The 22,411-nt window shown below is 39.7% G+C and carries 33 protein-coding genes; 12 read left to right on the top strand and 21 right to left on the bottom strand.

Annotated features, from left to right (window positions below; genetic code table 11):
• Nucleotides 1-269: 269 nt before the first annotated feature.
• The 4 genes from C7120_RS09065 to C7120_RS09050 form a co-directional block, all read right to left on the bottom strand.
• Entirely contained in the window at nt 270-980 is a 711-nt protein-coding gene (locus C7120_RS09065) for a hypothetical protein (RefSeq protein ID WP_107621280.1), read from the bottom strand.
• A 66-nt stretch (nt 981-1,046) separates the two neighbouring features.
• Nucleotides 1,047-1,340, bottom strand: coding sequence for a hypothetical protein (locus C7120_RS09060; protein WP_107621279.1), 294 nt, complete (start codon nt 1,338-1,340; stop codon nt 1,047-1,049).
• Nucleotides 1,341-1,342: 2 nt separating this feature from the next.
• A complete protein-coding gene (locus C7120_RS09055; RefSeq protein ID WP_107621278.1) occupies nt 1,343-1,870 on the bottom strand; it encodes a hypothetical protein in 528 nt (175 codons plus the stop codon).
• A 165-nt stretch (nt 1,871-2,035) separates the two neighbouring features.
• Nucleotides 2,036-2,272: a hypothetical protein gene (locus C7120_RS09050; protein ID WP_107621277.1), complete on the bottom strand. Its 237-nt coding sequence runs from the start codon at nt 2,270-2,272 to the stop codon at nt 2,036-2,038.
• A gap of 155 nt (nt 2,273-2,427) precedes the next feature.
• Here C7120_RS09050 and C7120_RS09045 point away from each other — a divergent pair, with 155 nt between their 5' ends.
• The gene (locus tag C7120_RS09045) at nt 2,428-3,000 is read left to right on the top strand and encodes a hypothetical protein (protein ID WP_107621276.1); all 573 of its coding nucleotides are present in this window, start codon (nt 2,428-2,430) and stop codon (nt 2,998-3,000) included.
• Between the two features lie 128 nt (nt 3,001-3,128).
• Here the strand turns inward: C7120_RS09045 and C7120_RS09040 are convergent, their stop codons facing one another.
• From C7120_RS09040 to C7120_RS08970, 13 genes are all read right to left on the bottom strand, one after another.
• Nucleotides 3,129-3,416, bottom strand: coding sequence for a hypothetical protein (locus C7120_RS09040; protein WP_107621275.1), 288 nt, complete (start codon nt 3,414-3,416; stop codon nt 3,129-3,131).
• Nucleotides 3,416-3,727 (bottom strand): hypothetical protein, encoded by a 312-nt coding sequence (locus C7120_RS09035; RefSeq protein WP_107621274.1) that lies wholly within the window; start codon nt 3,725-3,727, stop codon nt 3,416-3,418. The genes C7120_RS09040 and C7120_RS09035 overlap by 1 nt, the downstream gene beginning before the upstream one ends.
• 68 nt (nt 3,728-3,795) lie before the next feature.
• Complete coding sequence (locus tag C7120_RS09030) at nt 3,796-4,344, bottom strand: hypothetical protein (protein ID WP_146154240.1); 549 nt, start codon at nt 4,342-4,344, stop codon at nt 3,796-3,798.
• A gap of 76 nt (nt 4,345-4,420) precedes the next feature.
• Nucleotides 4,421-4,891 (bottom strand): hypothetical protein, encoded by a 471-nt coding sequence (locus C7120_RS09025; protein ID WP_107621272.1) that lies wholly within the window; start codon nt 4,889-4,891, stop codon nt 4,421-4,423.
• Complete coding sequence (locus C7120_RS09020; RefSeq protein ID WP_107621271.1) at nt 4,888-5,298, bottom strand: hypothetical protein; 411 nt, start codon at nt 5,296-5,298, stop codon at nt 4,888-4,890. The genes C7120_RS09025 and C7120_RS09020 overlap by 4 nt, the downstream gene beginning before the upstream one ends.
• A 108-nt stretch (nt 5,299-5,406) precedes the next feature.
• Nucleotides 5,407-5,625, bottom strand: a complete 219-nt coding sequence (locus C7120_RS09015; RefSeq protein ID WP_107621270.1) for a hypothetical protein — start codon at nt 5,623-5,625, stop codon at nt 5,407-5,409.
• Between the two features lie 142 nt (nt 5,626-5,767).
• Nucleotides 5,768-6,088 (bottom strand): hypothetical protein, encoded by a 321-nt coding sequence (locus C7120_RS09010; protein WP_146154239.1) that lies wholly within the window; start codon nt 6,086-6,088, stop codon nt 5,768-5,770.
• 68 nt (nt 6,089-6,156) lie between these two features.
• The gene (locus C7120_RS09005; protein ID WP_107621268.1) at nt 6,157-6,435 is read right to left on the bottom strand and encodes a hypothetical protein; all 279 of its coding nucleotides are present in this window, start codon (nt 6,433-6,435) and stop codon (nt 6,157-6,159) included.
• Nucleotides 6,436-6,538: 103 nt separating this feature from the next.
• The gene (locus C7120_RS09000; RefSeq protein WP_107621267.1) at nt 6,539-6,790 is read right to left on the bottom strand and encodes a hypothetical protein; all 252 of its coding nucleotides are present in this window, start codon (nt 6,788-6,790) and stop codon (nt 6,539-6,541) included.
• A 64-nt stretch (nt 6,791-6,854) separates the two neighbouring features.
• A complete protein-coding gene (locus C7120_RS08995) occupies nt 6,855-7,061 on the bottom strand; it encodes a hypothetical protein (protein ID WP_107621266.1) in 207 nt (68 codons plus the stop codon).
• A 79-nt stretch (nt 7,062-7,140) separates the two neighbouring features.
• Nucleotides 7,141-7,383, bottom strand: coding sequence for a hypothetical protein (locus C7120_RS08990; RefSeq protein ID WP_107621265.1), 243 nt, complete (start codon nt 7,381-7,383; stop codon nt 7,141-7,143).
• A gap of 2,127 nt (nt 7,384-9,510) precedes the next feature.
• On the bottom strand, nt 9,511-9,744 hold the full coding sequence (locus C7120_RS08975) for a hypothetical protein (protein WP_107621262.1): 234 nt from the start codon (nt 9,742-9,744) through the stop codon (nt 9,511-9,513).
• Between the two features lie 27 nt (nt 9,745-9,771).
• Nucleotides 9,772-10,212 carry a hypothetical protein gene (locus tag C7120_RS08970; RefSeq protein WP_107621261.1) on the bottom strand — a complete coding sequence of 147 codons (441 nt, stop codon included), beginning with the start codon at nt 10,210-10,212 and terminating at the stop codon, nt 9,772-9,774.
• Nucleotides 10,213-11,197: 985 nt separating this feature from the next.
• Here C7120_RS08970 and C7120_RS08965 point away from each other — a divergent pair.
• The 11 genes from C7120_RS08965 (at nt 11,198) to C7120_RS08915 (ending at nt 17,818) form a co-directional block, all read left to right on the top strand.
• Nucleotides 11,198-12,649, top strand: a complete 1,452-nt coding sequence (locus tag C7120_RS08965) for a phage/plasmid primase, P4 family (RefSeq protein ID WP_107621260.1) — start codon at nt 11,198-11,200, stop codon at nt 12,647-12,649.
• A gap of 74 nt (nt 12,650-12,723) precedes the next feature.
• A complete protein-coding gene (locus C7120_RS08960) occupies nt 12,724-12,951 on the top strand; it encodes a hypothetical protein (protein WP_107621259.1) in 228 nt (75 codons plus the stop codon).
• Nucleotides 12,944-13,708, top strand: coding sequence for a hypothetical protein (locus C7120_RS08955; protein WP_146154238.1), 765 nt, complete (start codon nt 12,944-12,946; stop codon nt 13,706-13,708). The genes C7120_RS08960 and C7120_RS08955 overlap by 8 nt, the downstream gene beginning before the upstream one ends.
• A 157-nt stretch (nt 13,709-13,865) precedes the next feature.
• Nucleotides 13,866-14,261 (top strand): hypothetical protein, encoded by a 396-nt coding sequence (locus tag C7120_RS08950; RefSeq protein ID WP_107621257.1) that lies wholly within the window; start codon nt 13,866-13,868, stop codon nt 14,259-14,261.
• Between the two features lie 12 nt (nt 14,262-14,273).
• Entirely contained in the window at nt 14,274-14,582 is a 309-nt protein-coding gene (locus C7120_RS08945; protein WP_107621256.1) for a hypothetical protein, read from the top strand.
• 22 nt (nt 14,583-14,604) lie between these two features.
• On the top strand, nt 14,605-14,886 hold the full coding sequence (locus C7120_RS08940; protein WP_107621255.1) for a hypothetical protein: 282 nt from the start codon (nt 14,605-14,607) through the stop codon (nt 14,884-14,886).
• A 12-nt stretch (nt 14,887-14,898) separates the two neighbouring features.
• Nucleotides 14,899-15,606: a DUF2829 domain-containing protein gene (locus tag C7120_RS14040; protein WP_199220677.1), complete on the top strand. Its 708-nt coding sequence runs from the start codon at nt 14,899-14,901 to the stop codon at nt 15,604-15,606.
• A 37-nt stretch (nt 15,607-15,643) separates the two neighbouring features.
• On the top strand, nt 15,644-16,471 hold the full coding sequence (locus C7120_RS08930) for an SPFH domain-containing protein (protein WP_107621254.1): 828 nt from the start codon (nt 15,644-15,646) through the stop codon (nt 16,469-16,471).
• Nucleotides 16,472-16,495: 24 nt separating this feature from the next.
• Nucleotides 16,496-16,963: a hypothetical protein gene (locus tag C7120_RS08925; protein WP_107621253.1), complete on the top strand. Its 468-nt coding sequence runs from the start codon at nt 16,496-16,498 to the stop codon at nt 16,961-16,963.
• 12 nt (nt 16,964-16,975) lie between these two features.
• The gene (locus tag C7120_RS08920; RefSeq protein ID WP_107621252.1) at nt 16,976-17,206 is read left to right on the top strand and encodes a hypothetical protein; all 231 of its coding nucleotides are present in this window, start codon (nt 16,976-16,978) and stop codon (nt 17,204-17,206) included.
• 27 nt (nt 17,207-17,233) lie between these two features.
• A complete protein-coding gene (locus C7120_RS08915) occupies nt 17,234-17,818 on the top strand; it encodes a hypothetical protein (RefSeq protein WP_107621251.1) in 585 nt (194 codons plus the stop codon).
• A gap of 275 nt (nt 17,819-18,093) precedes the next feature.
• Here C7120_RS08915 and C7120_RS08910 read toward each other — a convergent pair whose 3' ends face one another.
• The 4 genes from C7120_RS08910 to C7120_RS08895 all read right to left on the bottom strand — a co-directional run bounded on the left by C7120_RS08910 (nt 18,094) and on the right by C7120_RS08895 (nt 22,393).
• On the bottom strand, nt 18,094-18,831 hold the full coding sequence (locus C7120_RS08910; RefSeq protein WP_107621250.1) for a Rha family transcriptional regulator: 738 nt from the start codon (nt 18,829-18,831) through the stop codon (nt 18,094-18,096).
• 289 nt (nt 18,832-19,120) lie between these two features.
• Nucleotides 19,121-19,666 carry a hypothetical protein gene (locus tag C7120_RS08905; protein WP_107621249.1) on the bottom strand — a complete coding sequence of 182 codons (546 nt, stop codon included), beginning with the start codon at nt 19,664-19,666 and terminating at the stop codon, nt 19,121-19,123.
• A gap of 3 nt (nt 19,667-19,669) precedes the next feature.
• Entirely contained in the window at nt 19,670-20,578 is a 909-nt protein-coding gene (locus C7120_RS08900; RefSeq protein ID WP_107621248.1) for a hypothetical protein, read from the bottom strand.
• A 51-nt stretch (nt 20,579-20,629) separates the two neighbouring features.
• Nucleotides 20,630-22,393 carry a phage portal protein gene (locus C7120_RS08895; RefSeq protein WP_107621247.1) on the bottom strand — a complete coding sequence of 588 codons (1,764 nt, stop codon included), beginning with the start codon at nt 22,391-22,393 and terminating at the stop codon, nt 20,630-20,632.
• Nucleotides 22,394-22,411: the final 18 nt, after the last annotated feature.

Below are 22,411 nucleotides of genomic sequence, written 5' to 3'. Positions count from 1 at the left end.
ACACAATTTTCTCACAACGTGTATCAATCCTCGTGGAGAATTATACTTTTTTAGCACTTCTTATCTCTTGGATATTTAAAAGATGCGAGCGAGATTCACAAAGAAAGCGGCTGCCATTTTGCGCTGTTCAAGAAATGGTCTCCACTCCGAGAGCTTTGAAAATTTCACGCAAAGGCAACCCGCCCGTATCTAAATAGTGAGCAAAATAAAAGCCCAACTGCTAATTGAGCAACTTAACCGTTTGCCCTGCGAAATGGACACAACCATTATTATATTTCCCTATTTATTATGTTAAGAACAATTTTTCCGTATTCATCAAGTTCTTTTGCGTTTTTAATTCTTGATAAATATTCGTCTGAAATTTCAGAGAAATCAATTAAATTGTCGGCGCCAAGGACTTCTTCTGTTCCTATTCCCTTACTTCTAATTTCGATATTGTTAAGCAGAGTGTCAGAAATAGCGTAATATGTAACCATTCTATCTTTTTCCTCGCGCGCAACCCTTACATGTATTTTGCATTGGACATAGGTCTTTCCTCGCTTACTCATAAAATCCTTATACCTGTCTTCCAATGGTTTCCCTATATCATACAATGCCCAAGATAAATCAGATGATGTTAGCGACAACCTTTCCATTGATGCCTCATTGTATTTATGTATTGCTTCATTAAAGTAGGGATTCCTGTGGGTTAAACCTCGCAATTTAGGATTTTTCAAAGATTTGCTAATCTTTTCTGCCCTTTCTTTTACAACTTTATTGATAGAGTCATAAGTTGTTTTTGTCGATTTTAGTAAATCTTGGACTTCTTTTATTGAAATTGTATCACAAGAGTCTATTGCCACAATCTCTTTAAGATCCTTGGGATTGTCAAAATGCGTGCTCACATAACTTTTGAAAGCAGCCTTCACCTTTCGTTCGTATGAGCTTCCACAAGAAATTAAAAAGATAGTAGCACTTAATATTAAAAATATTTTCCTCATAGTGTTAAAATATAAAGTTACACATAGTACCCACGCAAGCGGTTAGGCTTGCATGGGTAAAAGAGACTATTTGTTTTGGTTTACTTTGTTATATATATCTATAAGGCATTTGCCGATCAGACCGAAGAAAAGTCCATTTATACCGCCTAACAGACATCCCATAGAAATGCCAGCAATGTAGTCTTTTTCGCCAGATGCTGCCATGATAAACAAAACCACCGCCAGCGGTAGTAATGCGATGCCAACATAGTAAGCAATGTTTGACAAGACAAGAAGAGTCCTATACTTGTCATCTGTTTGCAAAATGTTTCCCGATGTATTTGCTTTCGCCGTCTTAATCAAATCATCTAATTCACTCATAGTTATAGTTTTTTATAAAGTTGATAATAAGAAAATGCAAGCAATGCGTATGGAATTACCACAGCCGACGAGAACATAAACATTATTAATACACTGGTGTCCACAAATTGCGCCCCTATCATCAGATACCCTAATATTGCAGGAATGCAAATGAAAGCCATCTTGTAGCCCGCCTCCCTTATCATCATAAAATGTAAAGAAGATAGTGCAATAAGAGGGACGAAATAGACAATCTCAAAGTTGCTACTTATATCATAAAAATCCCCAAAGGTGTAATAAAACCACGTTTTCCATATAAAAACAAAGAGAAAAAACGAGATAGAGGCCAACGATGCATAACCACACCTTTTTATGTTTTTGCTTTCTGTATCTTTTGCAGACTGGTAGAAAAACAAAGCATAAGAGACGAATGCTAACACTGTTGCATAATTCTTGAGGTTAAATGGCGACAAGAAGTGAAGAATTGGAACAAGTATAGAAGTTGCCACACAAGCCAATGAAATATTTTTTATTGTCAAATATTCATTCATAATCGTATCTCCTTTACCGGTTTGTCGCACGACGAAAAAGTCACCATTGCCGCAATGGCAACAAACATTGAAACTAAAATTTTCTTCATAATTCTAATTGTTTAAAGGTTTATAATTAAAATGTTATAGAATGCAAAGGTATGAAAACTTTGCAAGAAAAGCAAGCTATGTGAAATCTTTATCGTATTTTTCTTCTGCAGCCTCCTCTATCTGGCAGTTGATGTTGTCGGCAATTCTACCTTTAATCACACTGATGATGGCTTTGCAATGGCCTCTAAATTGTTCCATGCTCTGTTTGTCATCGTACTTTCCCATAGCATTAATGTAAATTACCTGGCACTCATGTATCTTTCGGAGTGCCATAGACAATTCCTTGTCTACTTCAACTTGATCTGTTTCCATAAAATGTTTCTGTTTATTTTTGTATTTAAGATTTCTTTTGCTAATTTTGCATGAACAAATATGGTTTTTAGTTAATCATTGCAAATATATTCAATAATATTCGGAAGAATATGATTTTGCGTATTATTTTATAAAATTTTAGTAATTGATTAAAGATGGACAACGACAATCAAATACGCCAACGCATTCAGAAACTCGTTATTATGAGTGGGCTTACAAAGCCGAAGTTTGCAGAAAGGATAGGTTTCAATAAAGCCAACTTTAACCTTATTCTCACGGGCAAAAGGAAAGTCCCAGAAAGCCTTGTCTTTGCCATTGTCTCAAACAAAATGGCAACATTTGAGTATATTGTAGATGGGACAGAGGAAGACGATCGCACCTCAAAGCGTTTTTCCGATATTAGTAATTCGGGAGGCGGTGCTGTAACCATTAACAACGGGAACAGCGAGAAGCAGAGTCAGAGAGCTGACGCAATCACCAATAAAATGCTTGATATGTTATCGAAAGGAATAGACAATATTATGTCTATGCAATTGCGATTAGAAAAACATGACAAAACAGAAAGCTCGGATATGGATGCAATCCGGCAAAGGCTTGACGAGCGCAACAAGTTGGCGGATCGTTTTTTGACGATGCTTGATGAAAAGGATAGACAACTTGAAGCCGCCAATGAGCAAATTAGGCGGCTCACAGAGTTGCTTTCGCACAAAGAGAAAGGACAGGAGTAAAAACCCTGCCCTTTCTTAGTGTAAATCCTTAAAACAATCTCATTACAATGAAAAACTAATAACATTGCAAAGATATGTATACCGTCCGACTTTTTTGCAAGGAATTGCAAAAATCTGCTTGAATTTCGTCAAAAATACTTTTTGAACGGTCTTTTGTAAGACCAGTTCTTGCCGTTGGTAAAAGTGCCTAACTCTATTATCTGCCCTTTGATGTCATCGGGAATGTGCATTTTACTCCGCTCTTCATCTGTGAACATTTTGCGGATTTCGTATTGTCCATTGCCGTTTTCCCCTGCTCGTTTGCGAATAATCTTGCGTAGTTCGTCAGCCATCTTTGCCTTGTTCGGACGCTCCATTATTTCCTCATTTCCACTGTTCACGCTGAATGTTGCGACAAATTTAGTCGGTATTCCCATTAAAAATCCTCCTCATTACTTTCGTTATACAATTCTTCATCTTTGGCTTCCTGCTCGACAGAGAAGTTCCACAGCAAAGTTAAGACTTTCTCTTTGTCGTACTCAGAGTAATTGCGAATATCTTTTGGATCAAGCCAGTTTATCTCGCTCGCTCCGTTCACAAATTCTTCGTAGGTTGAGAAGTAAAACTCTTTACTGCTTGGAATTAGCACAAAACATCTTGGGAAACCAAGATATAATAGCCCCACTTGGTCTGGGTGGTCTATAATATTGTCGCAGTACCAGCACCCAGCATACTTTTGTTCTTCCATAATATACACAAATTTTATAATTAATATTGCATGCGGCGGGAATGATAAGACCCCGTCGCATCGTACTTTTAACTAACCTTTCTTTGGTAGAGTACCGTCTTATCCGCCAACACAATTTGCATGGTTTTACCTGTAAACCAATCTTCATGCTCTTTTATAAAGGCTATCCCCTCTATAAGTCCGCACCCCTCTTTCCATCCATAAACCTCTTCAGGGCTGTCTTTGTCTACGATGCGAACATAATTCGTACTATTTTGATAATATCGAGACGGCTCTTTTACCATGTAGTAAAAGGCCTCTTCTAAATTCTCAAACTCTTCACACTCTGCAAAAAAACCGATATTTGCAATGCCACCTTGTGCGGTGGCAATAAAAGACCAATCGCAATTTACCACAAAGGGCTTGTCTTCGCTGTCGCATGTATGGTCGTATGCAAGTACGGTGTAAACATGTTCCCGTATTTTCACGATGCAGTACCAGCAGCCGTTGTCAATTTCGTTCCCATCAAAGTTTGTGATAATCTCACAGCCTCGCAGAAAGAAATGTGGCTCGTACATGCAATAGAGTTTAACGCATTTGTCGTAAAACTCCGCAAATGGCATTTTTTTCTTTCTCATATTCCTAATTGTTTATATGTTTGTAGATGTGTCGAGGCTGGATATCATACCCGCCTCGGCCGCGAGGATTCTCTATTTACTCGTTTATTTGCGCTGTAACGCCATATTTTCTACAGATTGCACCAACTATCTCCCTAGGCAGAGAAAACTCACCACAGGGCTTTATTTTACCGTCCTCGCAGACTCTTATGGACGGTTGCTCGGGAACTCCCCAATGTTTTTGCCTCCACGCCTCCAATGTACAGGCGTCGTACTTGTCATAGAAATATAACATTTGCTCGGCTAAGAACCGATAGCACGACACGAGGTGTTCGTTCATATTTGATGTTTCGACTTCAAATCTGTCCAAGGATTTCTTGCCTTGCTCCTCGCTAACGATTCCTCGTGTGGAAAGAAGATAATAAAAATAATCTTCCGATATGGGTATCATCTTGTATATCCCCATGTCTTTCGGAGGGGGAAGTATGGACGAGAAGTCCTGCATGGCTTCTATTGCCTTAGCAACATTGTCCGCTGTTCCGTGAAACTGTATCTCGTACTCCATCATTCAAACCCTTCTTCTTTCATTTTCTCCCGTATCAAAGAGCGGATATAGGTTGCGACCCAGCCGTGCTTCCGGCAAAACAGCATTTCTTTTGCGTTTAACTGGATGCCGGCTGTATAGGTCTTGTCGCCGTCGTACTGCTCTCCAAGAGCGGAATCGATGAACCTCTCCGGGTATTTCTGTGGGGCTTCTAATTTGCTTAATTCTACAAACTCCCCCCTTTCTTTCAAGCTCCCATCTACCTTTACGGCAAGATAGCCTGATTTTAAGATAATGCTATTCTCTCTTGGGAAATAGCAGATCTTGTGGCGATAGTTCAGGTTGCTAACATCAAACTTTTCCTTTCCGAGAGGGATAACCTCATTGAAAGGCACATCGTACTTTCTTCTCATGAATTTTTCTTTGCTCATTTTTTTGCAAATTTAATAAATAATATTGTATCTCCAAATATAATAATAGGATATTTGAAAGTATGGCAATTGTTTATGTTGCCATACCATCCTGCGACGAAACAAATGCTACATCGTACTTAGCTCGCAAGTGATCGTGCGCAAATAAAAGTCTTTTGCCTCTCTCAGCGTGCCGAATGTTTCTGCCTTGTGCGACAAAAGATCGTCAAACATGGTGAAATGTTTCATTTCCACCTTATGCCACTTCCCCACCTTTCTATACAGACAAATGTCTGTGTGGGTGTCGTCCTTATGAGCAAAGGACGCTTTGCTATAAAAACACTTCATAATAATTACTTTTTTTTGAATTGTTGCCTTGCGGACAAGGCTAATATGACTTTAGCCTTGTCCTTAACACTAAAAATACACACTATGAAAACATTTGCTTTCGTACTCTGAATATTAATTAAAACATTCAGAGCTGCCTTTGTCAGAACCACTCAAGGTGTATCGTACTGTCTTCGGGTTCTGCTTGCGTGATAATCTTGACGAGTATCTCAACAAGTTCTTCGGGGGACAATTTGATGTCGTACCCGGCTATCACTTCCGGGTTGTTTTTTACTCTTTTCACAAAGTTCCGCAAGTCTTCCTTTTCGACTTCAAGCTTATCTCCGGCACCATCGCCTTCTCGCCAAGATGTTTCGCAGTTGTCGCAAAGCATGCGGCAAAACTCATCTTCCTGGGTCGAATAAACACTTACTCTTTCGTACTTAACTTTGTAGCAAGATGCTACATGCAAACTTCTGCTCATAATAATTGAATTTAAAATTGTTGATAATTTTGCCCTCCTTGCAAATTTAACTTTGCAAGAAGTTTTTGTCATCCTTTCTCAAGCAGCCGACCATCACAAAACTCGGCCGTACTTGGAAATTCTTTCACTTTTTCCCACTCGTTTCTCCATTGAACAGAATGGATTAATTTAAACATAGAGCCTTGCAGCTCGTAAACGAGTACGGCAGCGGTCTTTTTAAAACATCTTGCCCCCATACACATAGAAGCTGCTTGCAGCACTATTTCCTCTTCGTGCCTACAGCACCATTTGAAAGTTCTCATCGGCCTGCCATTGACGCAAATCACAAAAGCGAATTTCTTCTCCATAAGTTTTGAATTTAGTTAATAATAGTGCTCCCTGCAGATGATTAGTCCACAGAAAGTTTTTAGAGCCTTGCGCGCAAAGGAAATGGTCGCTTTTGGTATTTAATTAGAAGCGGCAAACGTCGTCTATGGTTATTTCGTCAAACTGGCAGCAAATATCGCCCATACTCATAAACCCAAAACCGTCAATATTTTTTGCAATATTACACCAATTGGGTTCTTCTTTCTTTGGGGTAATATGGAGATACGTGTCCCCATCTTTATACACCCAAATATGGGATGTGAACATGGCTTTGTCTCTAACCATTTTGAAAACATGCTTAACTCCATTAGGGTACGTGATTGTTTTTTCTTCCATAATTTTGAAATTTAATAATTAATCGTACTTCCTGAACAACTCAATATTCAGGGAGTATAAGGGTTTATCCGTACAGGCGCTCTTCGTAGATAATGGTATCGTACTTTTGCTTTAACTTATCAAGCTGCTTGGTAAACTCTTCCAGAGTTTCCAACACTGTTTGACGTTCGTACCCAAATCGTGAAGAATCATCCAAAGAGTGTGCGGCGGTTCTTGCGTTCTCCAAACTCACCATGATGTTTGACCATGTGTAATCTCTTTTGTTTTCCATAATTCTAAAATCTTTGTTGATAAAATTGGATCCGGGCAAACTGTTATGTTTGCCTGAATCGCTTTATAAATTGCCGTTTTCAGTTGCCTTTCGTACTTTGTTTTAGCAAATCTTTGATTGTTGAGATATTGCCAAAACGGCTTTCTTTTCCGTTTTTGACGGTAACCGTCATCCGGTAATATACATTTCTACAACTTTCTTCGTACTGTCTTTGCTTCATTCTGATAAATTCCGCAAATTCAGTGTAGGGGATATTTTCCCTAATTGCTTGTTCCTCCCAACTTTTTTGCAAGCTGGAAGGAATAATGATTTCTTTTTCCATAAATCAAAATCTTTTTTAGTTGTGCTTGTATAGGTGTTTTTCAACCTATACAGACGGTTTTAATTGTTCGTACTTTGTTTAATTCTGTGTTGTTCTTTCGGTTATTCGCACATTTACATAATTTTCCTTTGCAATGTACCGGAGAGCATCCGCTGCAGACAAGAAGTAAAGACTTCCTACAAAGCTATTATCTATATAAGCCCCTTTGTCTGTCTTGTAAAATGTATATGCCCCGCCCTCGTCCTCGGTGTGTCTTGTGTGTGTTATTTTCTCACAAACCAACTTAACCGAAGGACTTTTTGCAAACCGATATAAAACCGTACCAACCGGTAACACTCCATCAAAAAATAAACTCTCTGTCTTTTTGTTTTTGCTCTCATAATTGAATAATTTTAAAAGTTAAACATAAAAAGTGAGTGTGCAAAAGTTTTTCATTTTACGCACTCGGATAATTAACCCTTTGCCGCGGGTGCAATTCCAGAGGAACCACCAGCCGCAAAAGATAAAGAGTATTATTTTTCCAACCACGCTGCAAACTCCCAGCTGCACACAGGCAGCAGGATGCGGGCAAAATGGCTGTTTGTTGCCAGTCGCAAACACTTTATGAAAGCCTGTCAAAGAACCATCTAAAGGGCTGTAATTCGGTCTTTATTCAAAAAACAACCTGCGAAACTTGCAAGGAACAAATAAAAACACTAACTTTGCGGATGTAAACTTTGGCGAGTTTATAAAACCGTTTTTAGGTTTTTCGGGCTTTATCCTTATTGGGGTTTAGCCCGTTTTTGTACCAGTAAGTTTGTTAATAGAAAAATGGGAATTGTTCACTTTGGCGAGTAAAACATCATCTCTTATTTTCTACTACAAAGATACGAAATAATAACGTAACTTGCAAATATTCAGTTGGTTATTTTTAATAGAAACCACACAAAAATGCAACTTTAACATTTGTCAATATTGTACCCGTGTTAATACTATTTCAGTAACTAAAAACAGATAAACAATACCAGCAAATTAACACATCATAGAGAAGGGCGCAAAGTCTTTCATTCGCGCCCTTCAAGGTGGAAAGCATTTGCGGTTCTGCTAATTCATAGCAAGTTTGCAAATACATTTCCGTGTTTAAAATTCAATTATGGAAATACCGCAAATGATTTAAGCAACTATTTTTCAAGCTGCAAAAACAAATCATTCACGGCTGCAAATATCCTCGACGGCTTATACATCATTCACATGATTTTTCCCATCATTCAACCAGTTGCGCGCATTTGCGATTTTGGCTATATTTCGCAAAAACTTTTCGCAAACGGTCTATTTCTCATTTGCATTTTATGTAAAATTTTCAAAGAACAAAAAAGGCTGTAAGTTTCAAGAACCTACAGCCGATTGGCAAAGTTTGTAGAATCGAACTACACGGAGGAGCCTCCTCCGTTCCAAAAACTTTTAATCAACGACAAAAAAAAGAACGAAAAACCGCTACCAACTGTAAAAAGTTGGTAGCGGCTAATTCTAAGTGAATGAAAAATCAAAGAAGGGCGGTTATGTCCTCAAGTTTGAAACCAGCGGCAAGGGCTTTCTGAATTGCGTTTGCTGCGTTTGATAATACAACTTCACAACCTTTAGACTCTTTCACTAACTTTGTCATGACATCGCTATACGTGTTATAGTATCGTATTGCTTGTATGTAGTTAGCAACTGTGTGCTGAGTTCTGAACTCTTTGCAAACCGTTGCCGTGTGAACTTTACCGAGTTTGTCAACGACTTTGCAAATTTCAGAAACACAACGCTCTTTACCATCTTTGTCCAAACTTTGAGCACCACGATAAATCACAACGTTTCCCCTTTCAAAAAAGAGACATCCGTGTGCGACTCCCTGAAACGATCTTCGCTACAACGCCTGCCTGTTGCGCTCGTAGATGGACTGAAAAAGTAAGCGTTTCTGTACTTCTCGTGTGTATCAATGATGTTCACGAGTTCACGCCGTGCTTGTGCACTGAGCCTATTTGTAATGTTGTAAACTTTCATAATTGTAATTTTTTGGGTAAACAAATAAGTATCTATGCGGAATGTTTCTTCCCGCATAGATAATGTGATCAAAGAATCTGTCTGACTTTCCCAAGCATCGTTCTTTTAGAATTCTTTACCATTGGCATGATAGTGAGTTCCATTGCGTTTTACGATGTCCCTCAAGGCCTTGATGTCTTTCGCCTTGGCAACTTCCGCATGTAGAGTTGCGTCAATAATTAACATGTCATGGATGCCATAGACCCAGAAATCGCCCCGCTTCTCTGTAAAATAATGAACTCTGTAGCATCCGCTACTTACTAACTCAAATGTGAACTGTGATAAATCATTGCGTTTCATAATTGTAATTTTTAATGTTAATCGTACTTATTCGTTTTCGTACTTAAAGTCTGAAAATCTGTATGCAATTTCTTCTAATGCGAACCACGCAAAAGTATTGTATATCTGTATGTAGTCTTCGTTAAAGTTGCCAAACAAAGCCCGCCCTATTTCTTCTTGAGAAAAAGAACCGTCTTTGAGGCTATCAAAACCCAAAACCATTGATAATAAGTTTTCACCCAAACTATCTGCTTGTTCTTGCATAAGTTCGGTTATTAATTTTCGGTTTTTACGCCAAAAACTTGAGGTTTCGGAATACCATACGAAACCAGAAAAGCCACCAGCAGCACCGCAAGGGCTATTTGATACATTTTCCAAATAGTCTTGAAACTCAACCCAGTTTAAGCCTGATTGTTTCTTTACTGTGTTTATTAACTTTGCGTTGATTCCAGAAAATTCTACAAAATCTTTTAATCTTAAATCTTTCATAATCGTATATATTTTAGATGTTTATAAAAAATCAATCGAAAAACAACAAGTGCTTTTTACTTGTCGTCAAAATTTCAAAGAGCCTCCCAGCTGGGAGCGATACCGTTGTATCTTTATTTCTATATTACAAAGATACACATTATATCTAATATATGCAAGTATTATAATAGATATTTTGCCCAAATATATAAGATTTTCGGATTTCTTTACAAAATAAATATGCATATACCAGAATTGCAAACTACAGATAGCAAAACACAATAGTTATTTTTGGTAAGTAAGTATAAAAAAGAGACTATAAAGGTTATATTAGTGGATATTTTGCTTAAAAAATTGGAGAGAAAAACGACTCTAAACCAATCTACGAAAAGCTCGTAAATCCCATGATTTCCAGGACGTTACATTATATTTATAATATAACCTTTTTTCTTGTGGAAAGCGTATGAACAGGGGTACCCCCTCCCCTTGTGGTTGGCTTGGACGGGCGTATTCACTTCTCACAAAAATTTTATTTTTATTTTTTTGTTTTTTATTGCAGTCAATTATAATACTCGTCATTTCGTTTTATTTATGATTAATCATGTTTGTGTATGTTATTAAGAAAAGAGAAAGAGAAAGTCTCACAAAGAGAAAGATATAAGAATGGGGATATATTTATCAATTAATTATATATTATATAAAGAAGAAAGAAAAATATTAAAAAGAAAGAAGACATTTTTCTTATTTTTCCGTGTAAAATTCGTGTTAATTTTGTGTTAAAATATGATTTTTCAGCTTTTATGGTAGATTTTTCTCTTCAAACGGATGATTTTTCTGAAATTCGTTAGATTTTTGCTTTTTTACTTGCAAGTCCCATGTACAAAGGATATCTTTGCCATCATAATGGATATAATTCTTAATTATTCATCAAATCAAAGATAAGAGAATAAGATATATAAGATATACTATATAGCAACCCTCTAAAACTTTGAAGTTAGGAGCATAAATGGCAAGGAAAGCATTACATAGTGAGGATTACGAGCGCAGCATGGAGGTTATCAACATGCTCTCCGATGAGTTGTACTCTGCGTACAGCAAGAAAGACTTGCGTTTGGTTATTCAGTCCGCCTTGTTTGGGGACCGTGTCTTTGGCTACGAGTTTCACATTCGTTCCGCTTGTGCCAAGGTGCTTCGGTATTATGATGATGCCGTGTATTATTTCAATGGCAAGTATTGGTCTCCTTTGTCCGATGTTTTATTGGAGCAAGCCTTGAACGGATCTTTGGTTAAGGCCCACATCAACAAGTCTGATTTGGTCAAAGCCCGCTCCAACATTCTGCGTGCTGCCAAGCAAGGTGCTTCCATGTCGAAGCTATCCCCTACCCGCTTTGTTGTTGGCTTCAGCAATGGTGTGTATGATTTCTCTGATATAGACAATCCTGTATGTCATCCATTCTCTGACAGGATGGATATACTTTCCGTTTTACCTTACGAGTATAACCCTGCGGCGACTTGTCCTAAGTGGGCTTCTTTCTTGAAATCCATTCTTACTCCCGCTCAGGTGTCTCTTCTTCAGAAGTTTCTTTCCTTGGGCATTGCTCCTCGTGATTCCGCTTCCCGCAAGATAGAGGAAACCTTGTGGTTGGTTGGCAGCGGTGCTAATGGCAAGAGTGTTATCTTTGAGGTTGTCAAAGCGGTGTACGGAGATACCAATATCTCTTCTATGTCGTTGCACAATCTAATCAAAGATGGCGACGATGGTGCACGCTTCAGGGCTGTCATTGTCGGTAAGATATTCAATTATTGTACCGAGGTCAACACCTCCGATATAAGCCGCTATGAGGGCAACTTCAAGTCGCTGTGCTCTGGGGAACAGAAAGAGTACAGGCGTATTGGTGGTAATGTAGAATTGACTGACGATATACCTTACCTCGTTTTCAATATGAATAAGAAGCCCTCTAATAGGTCGATGGGTGAGGCTTTCATGCGTCGTCTGCTTCTTATTCATTTCCGCACTACTGTTTCCAAGCAAGACATGCGTCCCGACTTGGTGTCAGAGTTGGTTACTGAATTGAGTGGTATTCGCAATTGGCTTATTCAAGGCTACAAATTATTAAAAGAAGACGGTTTTAAGTTCATTCCTACCAAGGAGAGCTTGGAAGAGACGGAAGACTATCTGTTGGAGAATGGTCAGACGATACAGATATTTCTACGTGCGAGGGAGTATCGGCCCATTAGATACAGCGGTCATTGGGATGAGAAGCCCAAGTATGTAGCTGCGCAGTCTCTCTATAATGACTATGTCAGTTTCTGCGAGCGAAAGATGTTCGAGGTAGAAACATTGAATATGTTTGGTCGTGAAATGAGAGCCATTGGTTATGAGAAGAGGAAGAACTCCAGCAACAATATCTACGAGATATTCTGCGACCACGAAATCAGCTACGCGCTTAATATTTGACAAGATAGAAACGGGAATGTGCGTTGAGAAGTTGTATTCTGAAGGTTTGTATTAATTATAATTGAAAGGTTCCTATGGACAGAGAAGATTTTGAGATAGCGAAGAAAGGTCTTGCAAGAGAAATCGCGTCTCTTGTTAGTGATTTTGTGAACAGTCATGGGCTGGAGCGTATAGACGTAAGTGTCTTTATCACCAATGCCGATGCTTCTATCACCGATAGTGGAGAAGTTAAATACGGCAAAATTTTACACTGCATTGTAGACGCAGACATGGAACATGAGGAGGGTGAAGACAATGAATAAGGACAATGGATATTGGGTAAAGGTATTAGACGAAGAGAAAGCAAACATTCTTATATCATTAGGCTATTCTTGTTGTTCTGATGTTGCCATCATCAAAGTTGCGGACGATACGTGTCGCGAAGGTTTTGCCTATTGGGTGGAAGATTATATGGTAAAACTTAACAAGTCTTATCTGCGCCCACTTTCTTATTTAGATGCCCTAAATCTTGACATGGGGTATAATGACAAGTGGAGGGAGATTTGTACCGACTGTTTAGCTCGGGAGTGTTTTGATAGAGAAGAAGCCTATAATTACTTATGCGCTATTGACTTAGGGAAAGGCAAAGACTTTTCAACAAATACACGTGATATGAATATTTTTAATAGTGTCCTGCGCAAGGAGCTGGAGGATTTGCACCAGTTTGCAGACAAAGCAAAAAGTTTCAAATTTGAACCGCGCAAGGTTTCTCACGAGCCTCAACTGCCCGACGAGATAGACCTTTACAACTTCTTTGAGAAATACAAAGGTGTTGCAAAAGGAGTAACGGACGATAAGTTGTATGCTAAGTTGTGTGGGTATCATGCTTATTATATGATTAAAAGTTTTGAGACAGGTAGCCTATCTAAATATCTATCAATTTACGAAGATATTGTTAAGGCAGATTACTATATCGGTAACAACCGCTACCACGCAATCAAGTTCAAGGACAGAGGTGTGTTCCTTGTAAGCGAGAAAAGATACAAAGAATTGAAAGCAAGGAAAGGGTGTACAGTATGATAGACGTCTTGATATATGGGTCGCTGCTTGCGTCAATGGTGTTCTTGGCTGTTTCTCTTGGCTTTAATTGGGAACATTGCTCAAAAGGTTTGCGATGCCTGTGCATTGCTATATTGCTTTCAGGTGCGTTTCTTCTCTGTTGTAAATTGGTGCTATTATGCTGAAAGAGTTTAACTGCGAAATATATCCGCGTAAGCTATGGGTTGCTACGAATTGGGAGGACGTAAAGGATAAATTTGTCTGTCATAAGAACAATGATAAACCAATAGAAAAGTACGAAGACGGCAATGCCTATACATACCAATGTGTTATGCACAAGAAAAGTAAGAAATATGGCGTGTTGATACTTTTCGTTTTGGAGGGAGAAATACTCGGTAGCGAAATGGTTAAGCGCATTGCCCACGAAAGCCTACACGCTGCAAATTCAATGTTTGACGAGTTGGGTATAACATACGACTTGACCAACGATGAACACGCAGCCTATATGGTAGGCTGGGTTGCCAAGTGCTGTTGGAAAGTGTTACAAAAAGAGATTTATAAAGGTAATATTTAATATTAAAAATATATGAAAAAGTACAGAAAGAGACCAGTTGTAATTGAAGCCGTGCAATGGAATGGAGACAACTTGGCGGAAGTAACAGCTTTTTTAGAGCAAAAATCCGAATTCATCTTAAAGGGAACTACATCAAAAGGGGTAGCCTTTTGGAAATGGGATGAGTATGAGCGTATCGTTGAAGAAAAAGGTTTGCGCATACAAACGTTGGAAGGAGAAATGAAAGCAGACATCGGCGATTATATTATCAAGGGCGTAAATGGCGAGTTTTACCCTTGCAAGCCCGATATATTTGAAAAGACATACGAGGAAGTGGTTTAGGTTTTATAATCTGAAAAAGATAATGAAAAGAACGGAATTTAGGCTTGGCGAGTTCCTCTATGGAATACCAAGCAATAAAGAAAGTGGAAAAGCTCATCTTGAAGGTCAAAGAGTTTTTATCCATAACGGCTATGCCAACGCCGATGGGTACGGAATTTTGATTGGGTGGCACAATGGAATAATCTGCAAAAGTTCTGACATTAAGAATTTTATGTGGGGCGGAAAGGTTAGGCTGGCAACCATCCGTGAGATTGAAGAGTTTATGCTACAGTTGCATAGTCAAGATAAAATTGTTAATTATTAAAACATAAAGAAGATGAAAAAGTACATTGGAACAAAGAGTGTTGAAGCAGAAGTGATGGATGAACTTACTGCTGTTGAAAAAGGGTTTGCACGCGCTAATGAAGATAACCACGAATGGAGACAGGGCTATCATGTTCGTTACGAAGACGGTTATGAGAGTTGGTCTCCGAAATCGGTGTTTGAAAAGGCGTACAAGCCTGCTGACACTTTCCTTGATAGACTGAAAATCGAAGATGCTGACCTTTCCGAGAAGTATGAAAAGTGCAGTGCTTTTGTCAAGTCTGACAAGTTCAGAGATACTATCAAGGAAAGTTACCCAGCTTTCCTCTTGTACCTTCAGCGAGAGGCTATGGGGAGCTACCTCGGCACCTTGCACAATCGTATTGAGTATGCAAATGGCGCAAAGACTAAACCAGACACAAAGTACAACTTCGGCGAGGCTATCCAAGCATTGAAGTTCGGTCTTGCAATCCGCAGAAGCGGTTGGAACGGAAAGAGCTTGATGGTGTTCAAACAAGTCTCCGCTCACATTGAGGGAGATATTATCCCCAAGATGCAATCACTTCCACAGAGTGCCAAGGATTTGATTGGCAAAGGTAAGAACTTCATTGACTACACCAGTCAGTGTCTTATCTATAATCGTGAGACGGGTGTTGCTAACAGTTGGGTACCATCTATATCTGATGTATTTGCAGAGGATTGGGAGTTGGTAATGGGGTAACCCCAAAACAATATATTAATATTTAATTCAACTTTTTATGAAGAAAATCTTATCTATTTTGAGTTTAGTGGCATTGGTCGTTTTAATGACTTCATGCCACGGAGTACGCCCCGGAGCAGGCGAGGAATCAGTGTTGATTTATAAACCTTGGTTCTTTGGACACGGAGGGGTTGATAAAACGCCTGTTCAGACAGGTCTTACATGGTGCTGGTGGTCAACTTCAAGCGAGACATTTAAGGTTATTCCTGTACAGTATAACGAAAACTTCAAGGACATTATCTCTTTGGATAACACGCCCATATCGCTAACTGCTCACGCTCTTATACAGATAGAGAAAGGAAAGACGCCTGATTTATATGAGAATTTTGGAACGCAGTGGTACGAGAATATTATACAGAAAGATTTTTGTAACGAGGTGCGCAATGAGATTAGCAAATACCCAATGGTGCAGCTTACGTCTAAACGGTCCATTTATGATAATATCTCCAAACACATCGAGGAGGTTTTGAACAAGAAAATCAGCTCCGAGAAAATTCCTATTAAACTCATCAAGGTCATTATTGACAAGGCTAAACCTAATGAGGAGGTCATGGAAGAATATAACCATACGGCGTCGGCAATTCAAAAATTACAGACAGAAGAAGCTAACGCACGCATGCAGGAGGTGCGCAAGGTTTCTGAAAGTAAGCGTGCTGAAGCAGACGATGCTTACCGCCTTAAAATGGGGCTTACGCCGGACCAGTATATCAAGCTACGCTCTTTGGAAATTGAGAAAGAGAAAGTTGACATGGTGCGTGGAAAGGCAAATGTAAATGTTACCATGCTTATGGGAAACGGCGCAACGCCGATATACAATGTAAAATAATACTAACATCAAAAAAAGAAAATTATGGCATTAATTATTGGAGAAAAGAACCCTAAGAGGGTTGAGAGTGGAGACATCGGGAATTTGGTACGTGCAAGCTATGGCAAGCCAGAAGTTGGCACTGCTATCGGTGAGCAGAATGATGCTAAGAACGAGGAAGAAGATACAGCCAAGCAGGCTGCGGAAGCGTTGAAAGCGCAGCAGGAAAAAGAAGCGGAAGAAAAGGCCGCCGCAGAGCGAAAGGTAAAACTCGAAGAAATTGGTAAGCTGCCCGAAGAAGAGCAAGTCGCCGCTTTGTTGGAGGCAGGTTTTGAGGAAGAAGCCGCAGAACTTTCTGTAAAGCTCGCTGAAAAACAAGGCTCGAAAGAAGAAAACACTGACGACTTGCCGTCTCCAGAAGAGGACGAAAATGGTGACGAGAAGACTCAGGACAACGCTGGTGATACTGAACCGAATAAGCCCAAAAAGGGTGGACGTCCAAAGAAATCTTAAATTGATTGCTATATGAAAAAAGAAGATGTAAAAGTCATTAATTATTTTGTAGCAAGTTTATCTGAAAAGGAAGCAAGGGAACAATTATCCCTTGCTTACCAACAGATGGAACTTTGTGTGAGAGTTTTGAACGGAGAAAAAGGTATAGATCCAGTTACTATGAAAGACAACGGCTTGTCGTCTGACTTGGAGTTGTTCTACCGGTGTAAGAAAGTTGCAGACTTTTTGAAAATTATGCCTTAAGGTTTAAGGCTTTATCAAATAATTAATATGAGCGAAGAGAAAAAGGAAAAACGAATAATGCCATTGGGGGCATACGCTCGATTCGGCAATTTCAAGATAAAGCGAGTAAGGTTGCTGATTTCCGACAAAGGAACGGCACGAGAGGAAAATGCAAACGTTAAGATTACCCAGAAATATCTTGAGAAGAATGGGCTTTCGGAGATAGAAGCGATAAAGATTGCTTCGTTAGAAGAATTGTGGAGTGTATGTATTCCACAAAATAGAATGATGTACCAATCTATCATTGACCTTTTCGAGGAAAACACAAAGGAGTGCGATGAGATATTGAGTACTCTTTTAACAAACATGGTTAATACAACCTCTATTGCTGATGGCCTATATCATGATATTGTCCTTCACGGCGCACGTGCCTTTATTAATAGAAGGGACGAGGTAAGTTCAAAGGAAGACAAGAAGAAGGAATATCGCGCTATTGTGGAATCTATTCTTGCCGACATGCTTAAAGACTTGGAGGATTATGTTCCCAAGAAAGAAAAACAAGAACTATCCAATAAAGAGTTTGAGCAGATGGTGCTTGCCGACAAGTTGAGAGAAGAAATGAAAGGACAGTAGCCATGGTCTGGCTTGTAATTCTGGTTTCAGTCTTTTTGTCATACTGGGTTTACCGTGCAACCAAGATAGACTTGTGGTACTGGGGAATACTCGTTTTTCTTTTCAGATTGACAGTAGCCTCATACATAGAGTTTTTTGTAGTTTCATGGTGGCTTGTTTCTATGTGAATATTTCAACTCGCCTGCCATGTGTAGAAAGAGTTACGGCGTCGTATGTTTTTGATGCGACACTTGCTTTAGAGGGGGTGCTTATTTTGTTCACCCCCTCTTATTGTATTATGCAGCTTTTGTGTCTCTAATCAAATCTGACACGATATTGAATATCTTTCCGAGTAACTCATTTCTCTCTGCCACATCAAGTTTACTTTCTTTTGGAGTGAGTTTGTGGTAGCTGTTTATGGAAATGTGATACACATAGTATAGCTTTTTGTACACCAGATGCCACACGTTTTGTTGGCTTGTGTTTGTTGCCGATGAATATTGGTTAACGAGTTCCCTTATTTTTGATTTCATCGTCTGTTGTGGTGCTCGTTCGTTAGATAGTTTCACGCTGAGTAACTTACGACCGTTTTCCTCTCGCTCCTTGTCGAGGGTGTCCATACGGTTCTCCAATGTCTTCAACCTGCGTTCCTGTTCAACCATGAGTTGCGCCTGCTGTAACAGATATTCTGCACCCGACAGATTCTTTTGACCATCTTTTAGGGCTTTCTCCATTTTGTTAAAAGCTGCAATGTAGTCAAGTTTGAACTTCATAGCCTTTTTACCCGTGAACCCCATAGCAAGGAGAGTGAAGCCGTCACGGTTCATAACGAACATTGGATATTCCTGCCCGTTCTGCTGATTGTAATAGACCGTTTCTACAAACATTTGGGGGTATGCTGAAAATTCAGCAGTCCCCATTAAGTCCCTAATTGACTGCAATACATTGCGATGCTCTTTACCGAACTTTTCAGCAACTAACAAACTGTTTGTCAGTGCTTGGCTGTTCTCTCCTTTGAAAACTAAATTTTCCATTATCTACAATTTTTGAACTGTATTTTATAAAGCCGCACTACGAGTTGTTCCTGCCTTGTAGCAAAGCAGCGTGAACGTTTCCGTTTCACGACTCGGTGCGGCAAATTTTATATTTTCTTTCTTGGTAGGCATAAAAAATGCCGCTTAATCAATAAGGATTAGCGACTTTCAATGCCGCTACAATTTTTGAACACTGCAAAGATACAAATAAAACTGCAATCTTCCAAACATAAAGTGTTAAAAGACTGCAGACTCATTATTTAGCTTACGCCAATAGCGGAAAAATAGATTATTCCAACGAATTAGTACTATCTTCTTGCATTTTAGCCTTTCTCGCCTCCTCTATCTCTTTCTGTTTCTCATTGTATTCTTGAAGTAATGGACAGTCGTTACACTTCAAAGGCAGGTAAATGCGAATGTTGTCTTCTTCAGGTTCTGCATCCACGGTTGTATTGCGACGTAAAAGATCGGTGTATTTCACAAACATTTCACCACGTTCCTTTGAGCCCTCGGGAAGAGCTTGCGCAGCTCTCAAAACCTGCTTTGCTGCGTCTTCCGTACTTATAAGTTCTATATCCTCCCCATTAGGCAATACTATTCTTGAACTTAGTTTTTCTATACGGTCGCTCAGCATCTCCTTGAAACGCCCTGACTTGGTTTTCCCATCTCGTATGCTTTGATTTTGTTGAAAGTTCAGCACCGAGTTCTCTTGATATACTATCTCGTAAGCCTCGTTTGTAGTATATCCTATACTTATCAAGTCCGCCATTATTAGCTGTTGAGCCTCGACGCCGTATTTCTTCGCTTCTTTTTCTATTCTTTTTGAAAAATCCATATTCTAAATATTGTATTTGTCTTTGTTTGAATAAATTGGCATCACCCAACATTTACAATTCGGATGGTACAATGGCAACTCTTCCAAATCGCCTTTTACATGAAAACCAACCTGTGAATCGCAGATTTTACAGTCGTATGAGCTTCCACGAGACACAAAGAAACCGACTATTTCAGCATTCTCCTGATAATCAATGGACAAGTTCCGCATCCACGCCATATCCATAGTGGTGCGTGCCATGCGAAGAATGTTATTCGCATTGGAATTGCTACTACCCACATAAGACAAGCCCGTGTTGTCTATATGTCTGCCATGCGACCGAATGTACATGGCTTGCATAGATGCTACATTTTTAGCCGACATGGCTTGTTTTACCTCTTGGGTGGTATATATAGCATGTTGGGAAGACTTGACTTTGGACACGATTGCTACGGTTGTCAGTTTACTTTCATTTTCTTTTGCGAGTTTCATGGAGGCAATGATAGCCTCTAAGTCATATAGGTACCTATACAAGTAGCCGTCAAGCGTCTGTTGCAGGTTGTTGTTCCCACGGCCAAGAGAAGCAATGTAGAGAGCCAATAGCTTTTTCCTTGCTTGGTTATCTGTTACCATTGTTGAAAACTGCTCAATAAGGCTCATAATCTGCTCATCTATCCTGTCCATAACTTCTTCTACTTCCGCAAACATCTGTTTGTTTGCATTCATCGTGAAGTCTCGGGCTGGAATGTTGTATTTAAGGCATATTTCAGCAATCTCGCCTGCCGCTTCAACAAGAATAGCATTTACCCTGCTTTCGAGTATAGAGGCATGGTAGCTTCTTCTTACTATAAACTTCTTGGCGTTGTTTATATCTTCTTGTGTGGGCATGCGATACTTTGAGGTATCTAAATTTATGCTGATAGCACTACTCATTTCTAAAGTCTATTTCCAAAATTTAACGGTCGTCTATTTATTCAAGAAACACTATCGTTTGGTCTGATTAAATTTGTCCCATTTAGAATAGGTCTTTCCCGTCTTAGGGTCTATTTTATTGCCCCATTTGTCCCACATGAACTCGCCTTTCCCTGAACTTACACCTGTCGCCGTTGTATCGCCTTTTGCGCTTGCACCCTCCTTTGGAGCATCGTTGTCGCCACTTTCGTTAACCTCGTTCAGTTCTTTCGTCTGCTCAACTGTATTCTCGGTTTGTATTTCGAGTTTCTGTTCCTCAAGAATTAGGTCCATTTCTTGCTCATGCTTTTTCTCCGCAAGTATTCTATCCCATTCTTGTGGTGTCGCATATACAGACTTTTCGCTTGCTGTTTGCTTTGACAAGAAGCCGTTCTGAACCTGAATAGCAAGGTTGTTGGTTAGCTCTGTCTCGTTGAGGTGAACATACGGCTTGATGTAGTGGGAAATGGGTGTGTTCTTAAAGTCGAGTTGATTTTCCGTTTCTACCCCATATCCAAACGAGAAGATTTTAACCATTTCGTCTACAACAGCGTCATACTCATTGGCATCAGACATCGCTTTCTCATAAGCAGGGGAGTAGAGAAGTTTAATGGCCACTCCGGGCAGGTCTCCTGATTTTAACTCTGGAGGAATGACGGTAAATGATTGCGTATATATCTGTTTCTCCAAAACCTCAAGCTCGGTCTTATATGCCGTGCTTGCGTCTTGTTTGTTGAGGAACCCCATATCGCCATCTGACGGCAAGAAGAAGATTTTTGACGCATGGCTCATATCTTGCTTTGATACCTCTTCCGAACCCTCACCTTTTACATACATAATCGGTAAGCCGAAGTCGTGATTGCTCTGCGCCATGCGGGAAAAGGCCATTTCGTAATTGTCAATAGTTTCTTGTGAGAACGTCCAACACGCCCCCATATCATCACGATGGTATGCGACAGGAATAAACTCAAATCCGTGCACCTCCCTTTCGTCAAGTGCGTAACCATTTACATTAAAAAGATTGAGGACGGTCTGCTTGAACTTCCCGATTGCGGTGGAGGCGTCTCCGGCAGCCTTGAAACGATAGTAGTATTTGTTATCCCAAACATCCACATAGCGGTTGATAATTCGTCCGTCTTCATCATAGTTGCAGTAAGTACGAGCAAAAGCGTTCAGCTCCCCTGTTCGCAAATCATAGTGCGGGAAGAGCTTATCGCCATTTGAGAAAGACAACACTTTCCATCCGAACTTTCCTCTGTCAAGATAGCCTACCATTGCTCCGTCGCCTGTAGATTTAACAGACTTAGCTAACTTGTACCACGCCGTCTCCATGTTGCGCTCTTGCCAGCCTCTTTTGAAAGCATTATAAGTCTCTCTCGATTTATCATCATCCTTTTTATCGGCAAGCTCAAACTGAATGTCATTACCAGTAAGATGTGTAAGTTGCTTGTGCAGTATAACATATTGGAAACTAAATGCGTAGCGTGGAACTTCTTCCAGATACCAAAGTCCCGTTCCGTCCTCTCGAGTGTCCTGTCTCCAAATATCGTGATAATACTCTCGATCGTTGATAAGATGCCCATAAGGATCTAATTCCCTTGCAAAATCCTCTTGGGTTACTATCTTCCGGTAGAGATAATCATTTGTCGGCGACTCTTCCATAGGGTCGCCATATCTTACGCCGTGGTCATAATGTCCATTCGGCATTACTCTCGTAAACGGTTTCTTTGTCAACAGATCTCTCACCTTTGGCAAGGAAGTTTCCTCTGTTCTCGTTGCAAATTGTGTCAAATCCATATTTTGTTATCCTTTTGT

Source organism: Prevotella sp. oral taxon 376, from assembly GCF_003043945.1.
Taxonomy (GTDB): Bacteria; Bacteroidota; Bacteroidia; order Bacteroidales; family Bacteroidaceae; genus Prevotella.
Note: the sequence above shows the minus strand (reverse complement) of the source record. Positions and strands in the feature narration are given on the sequence as shown.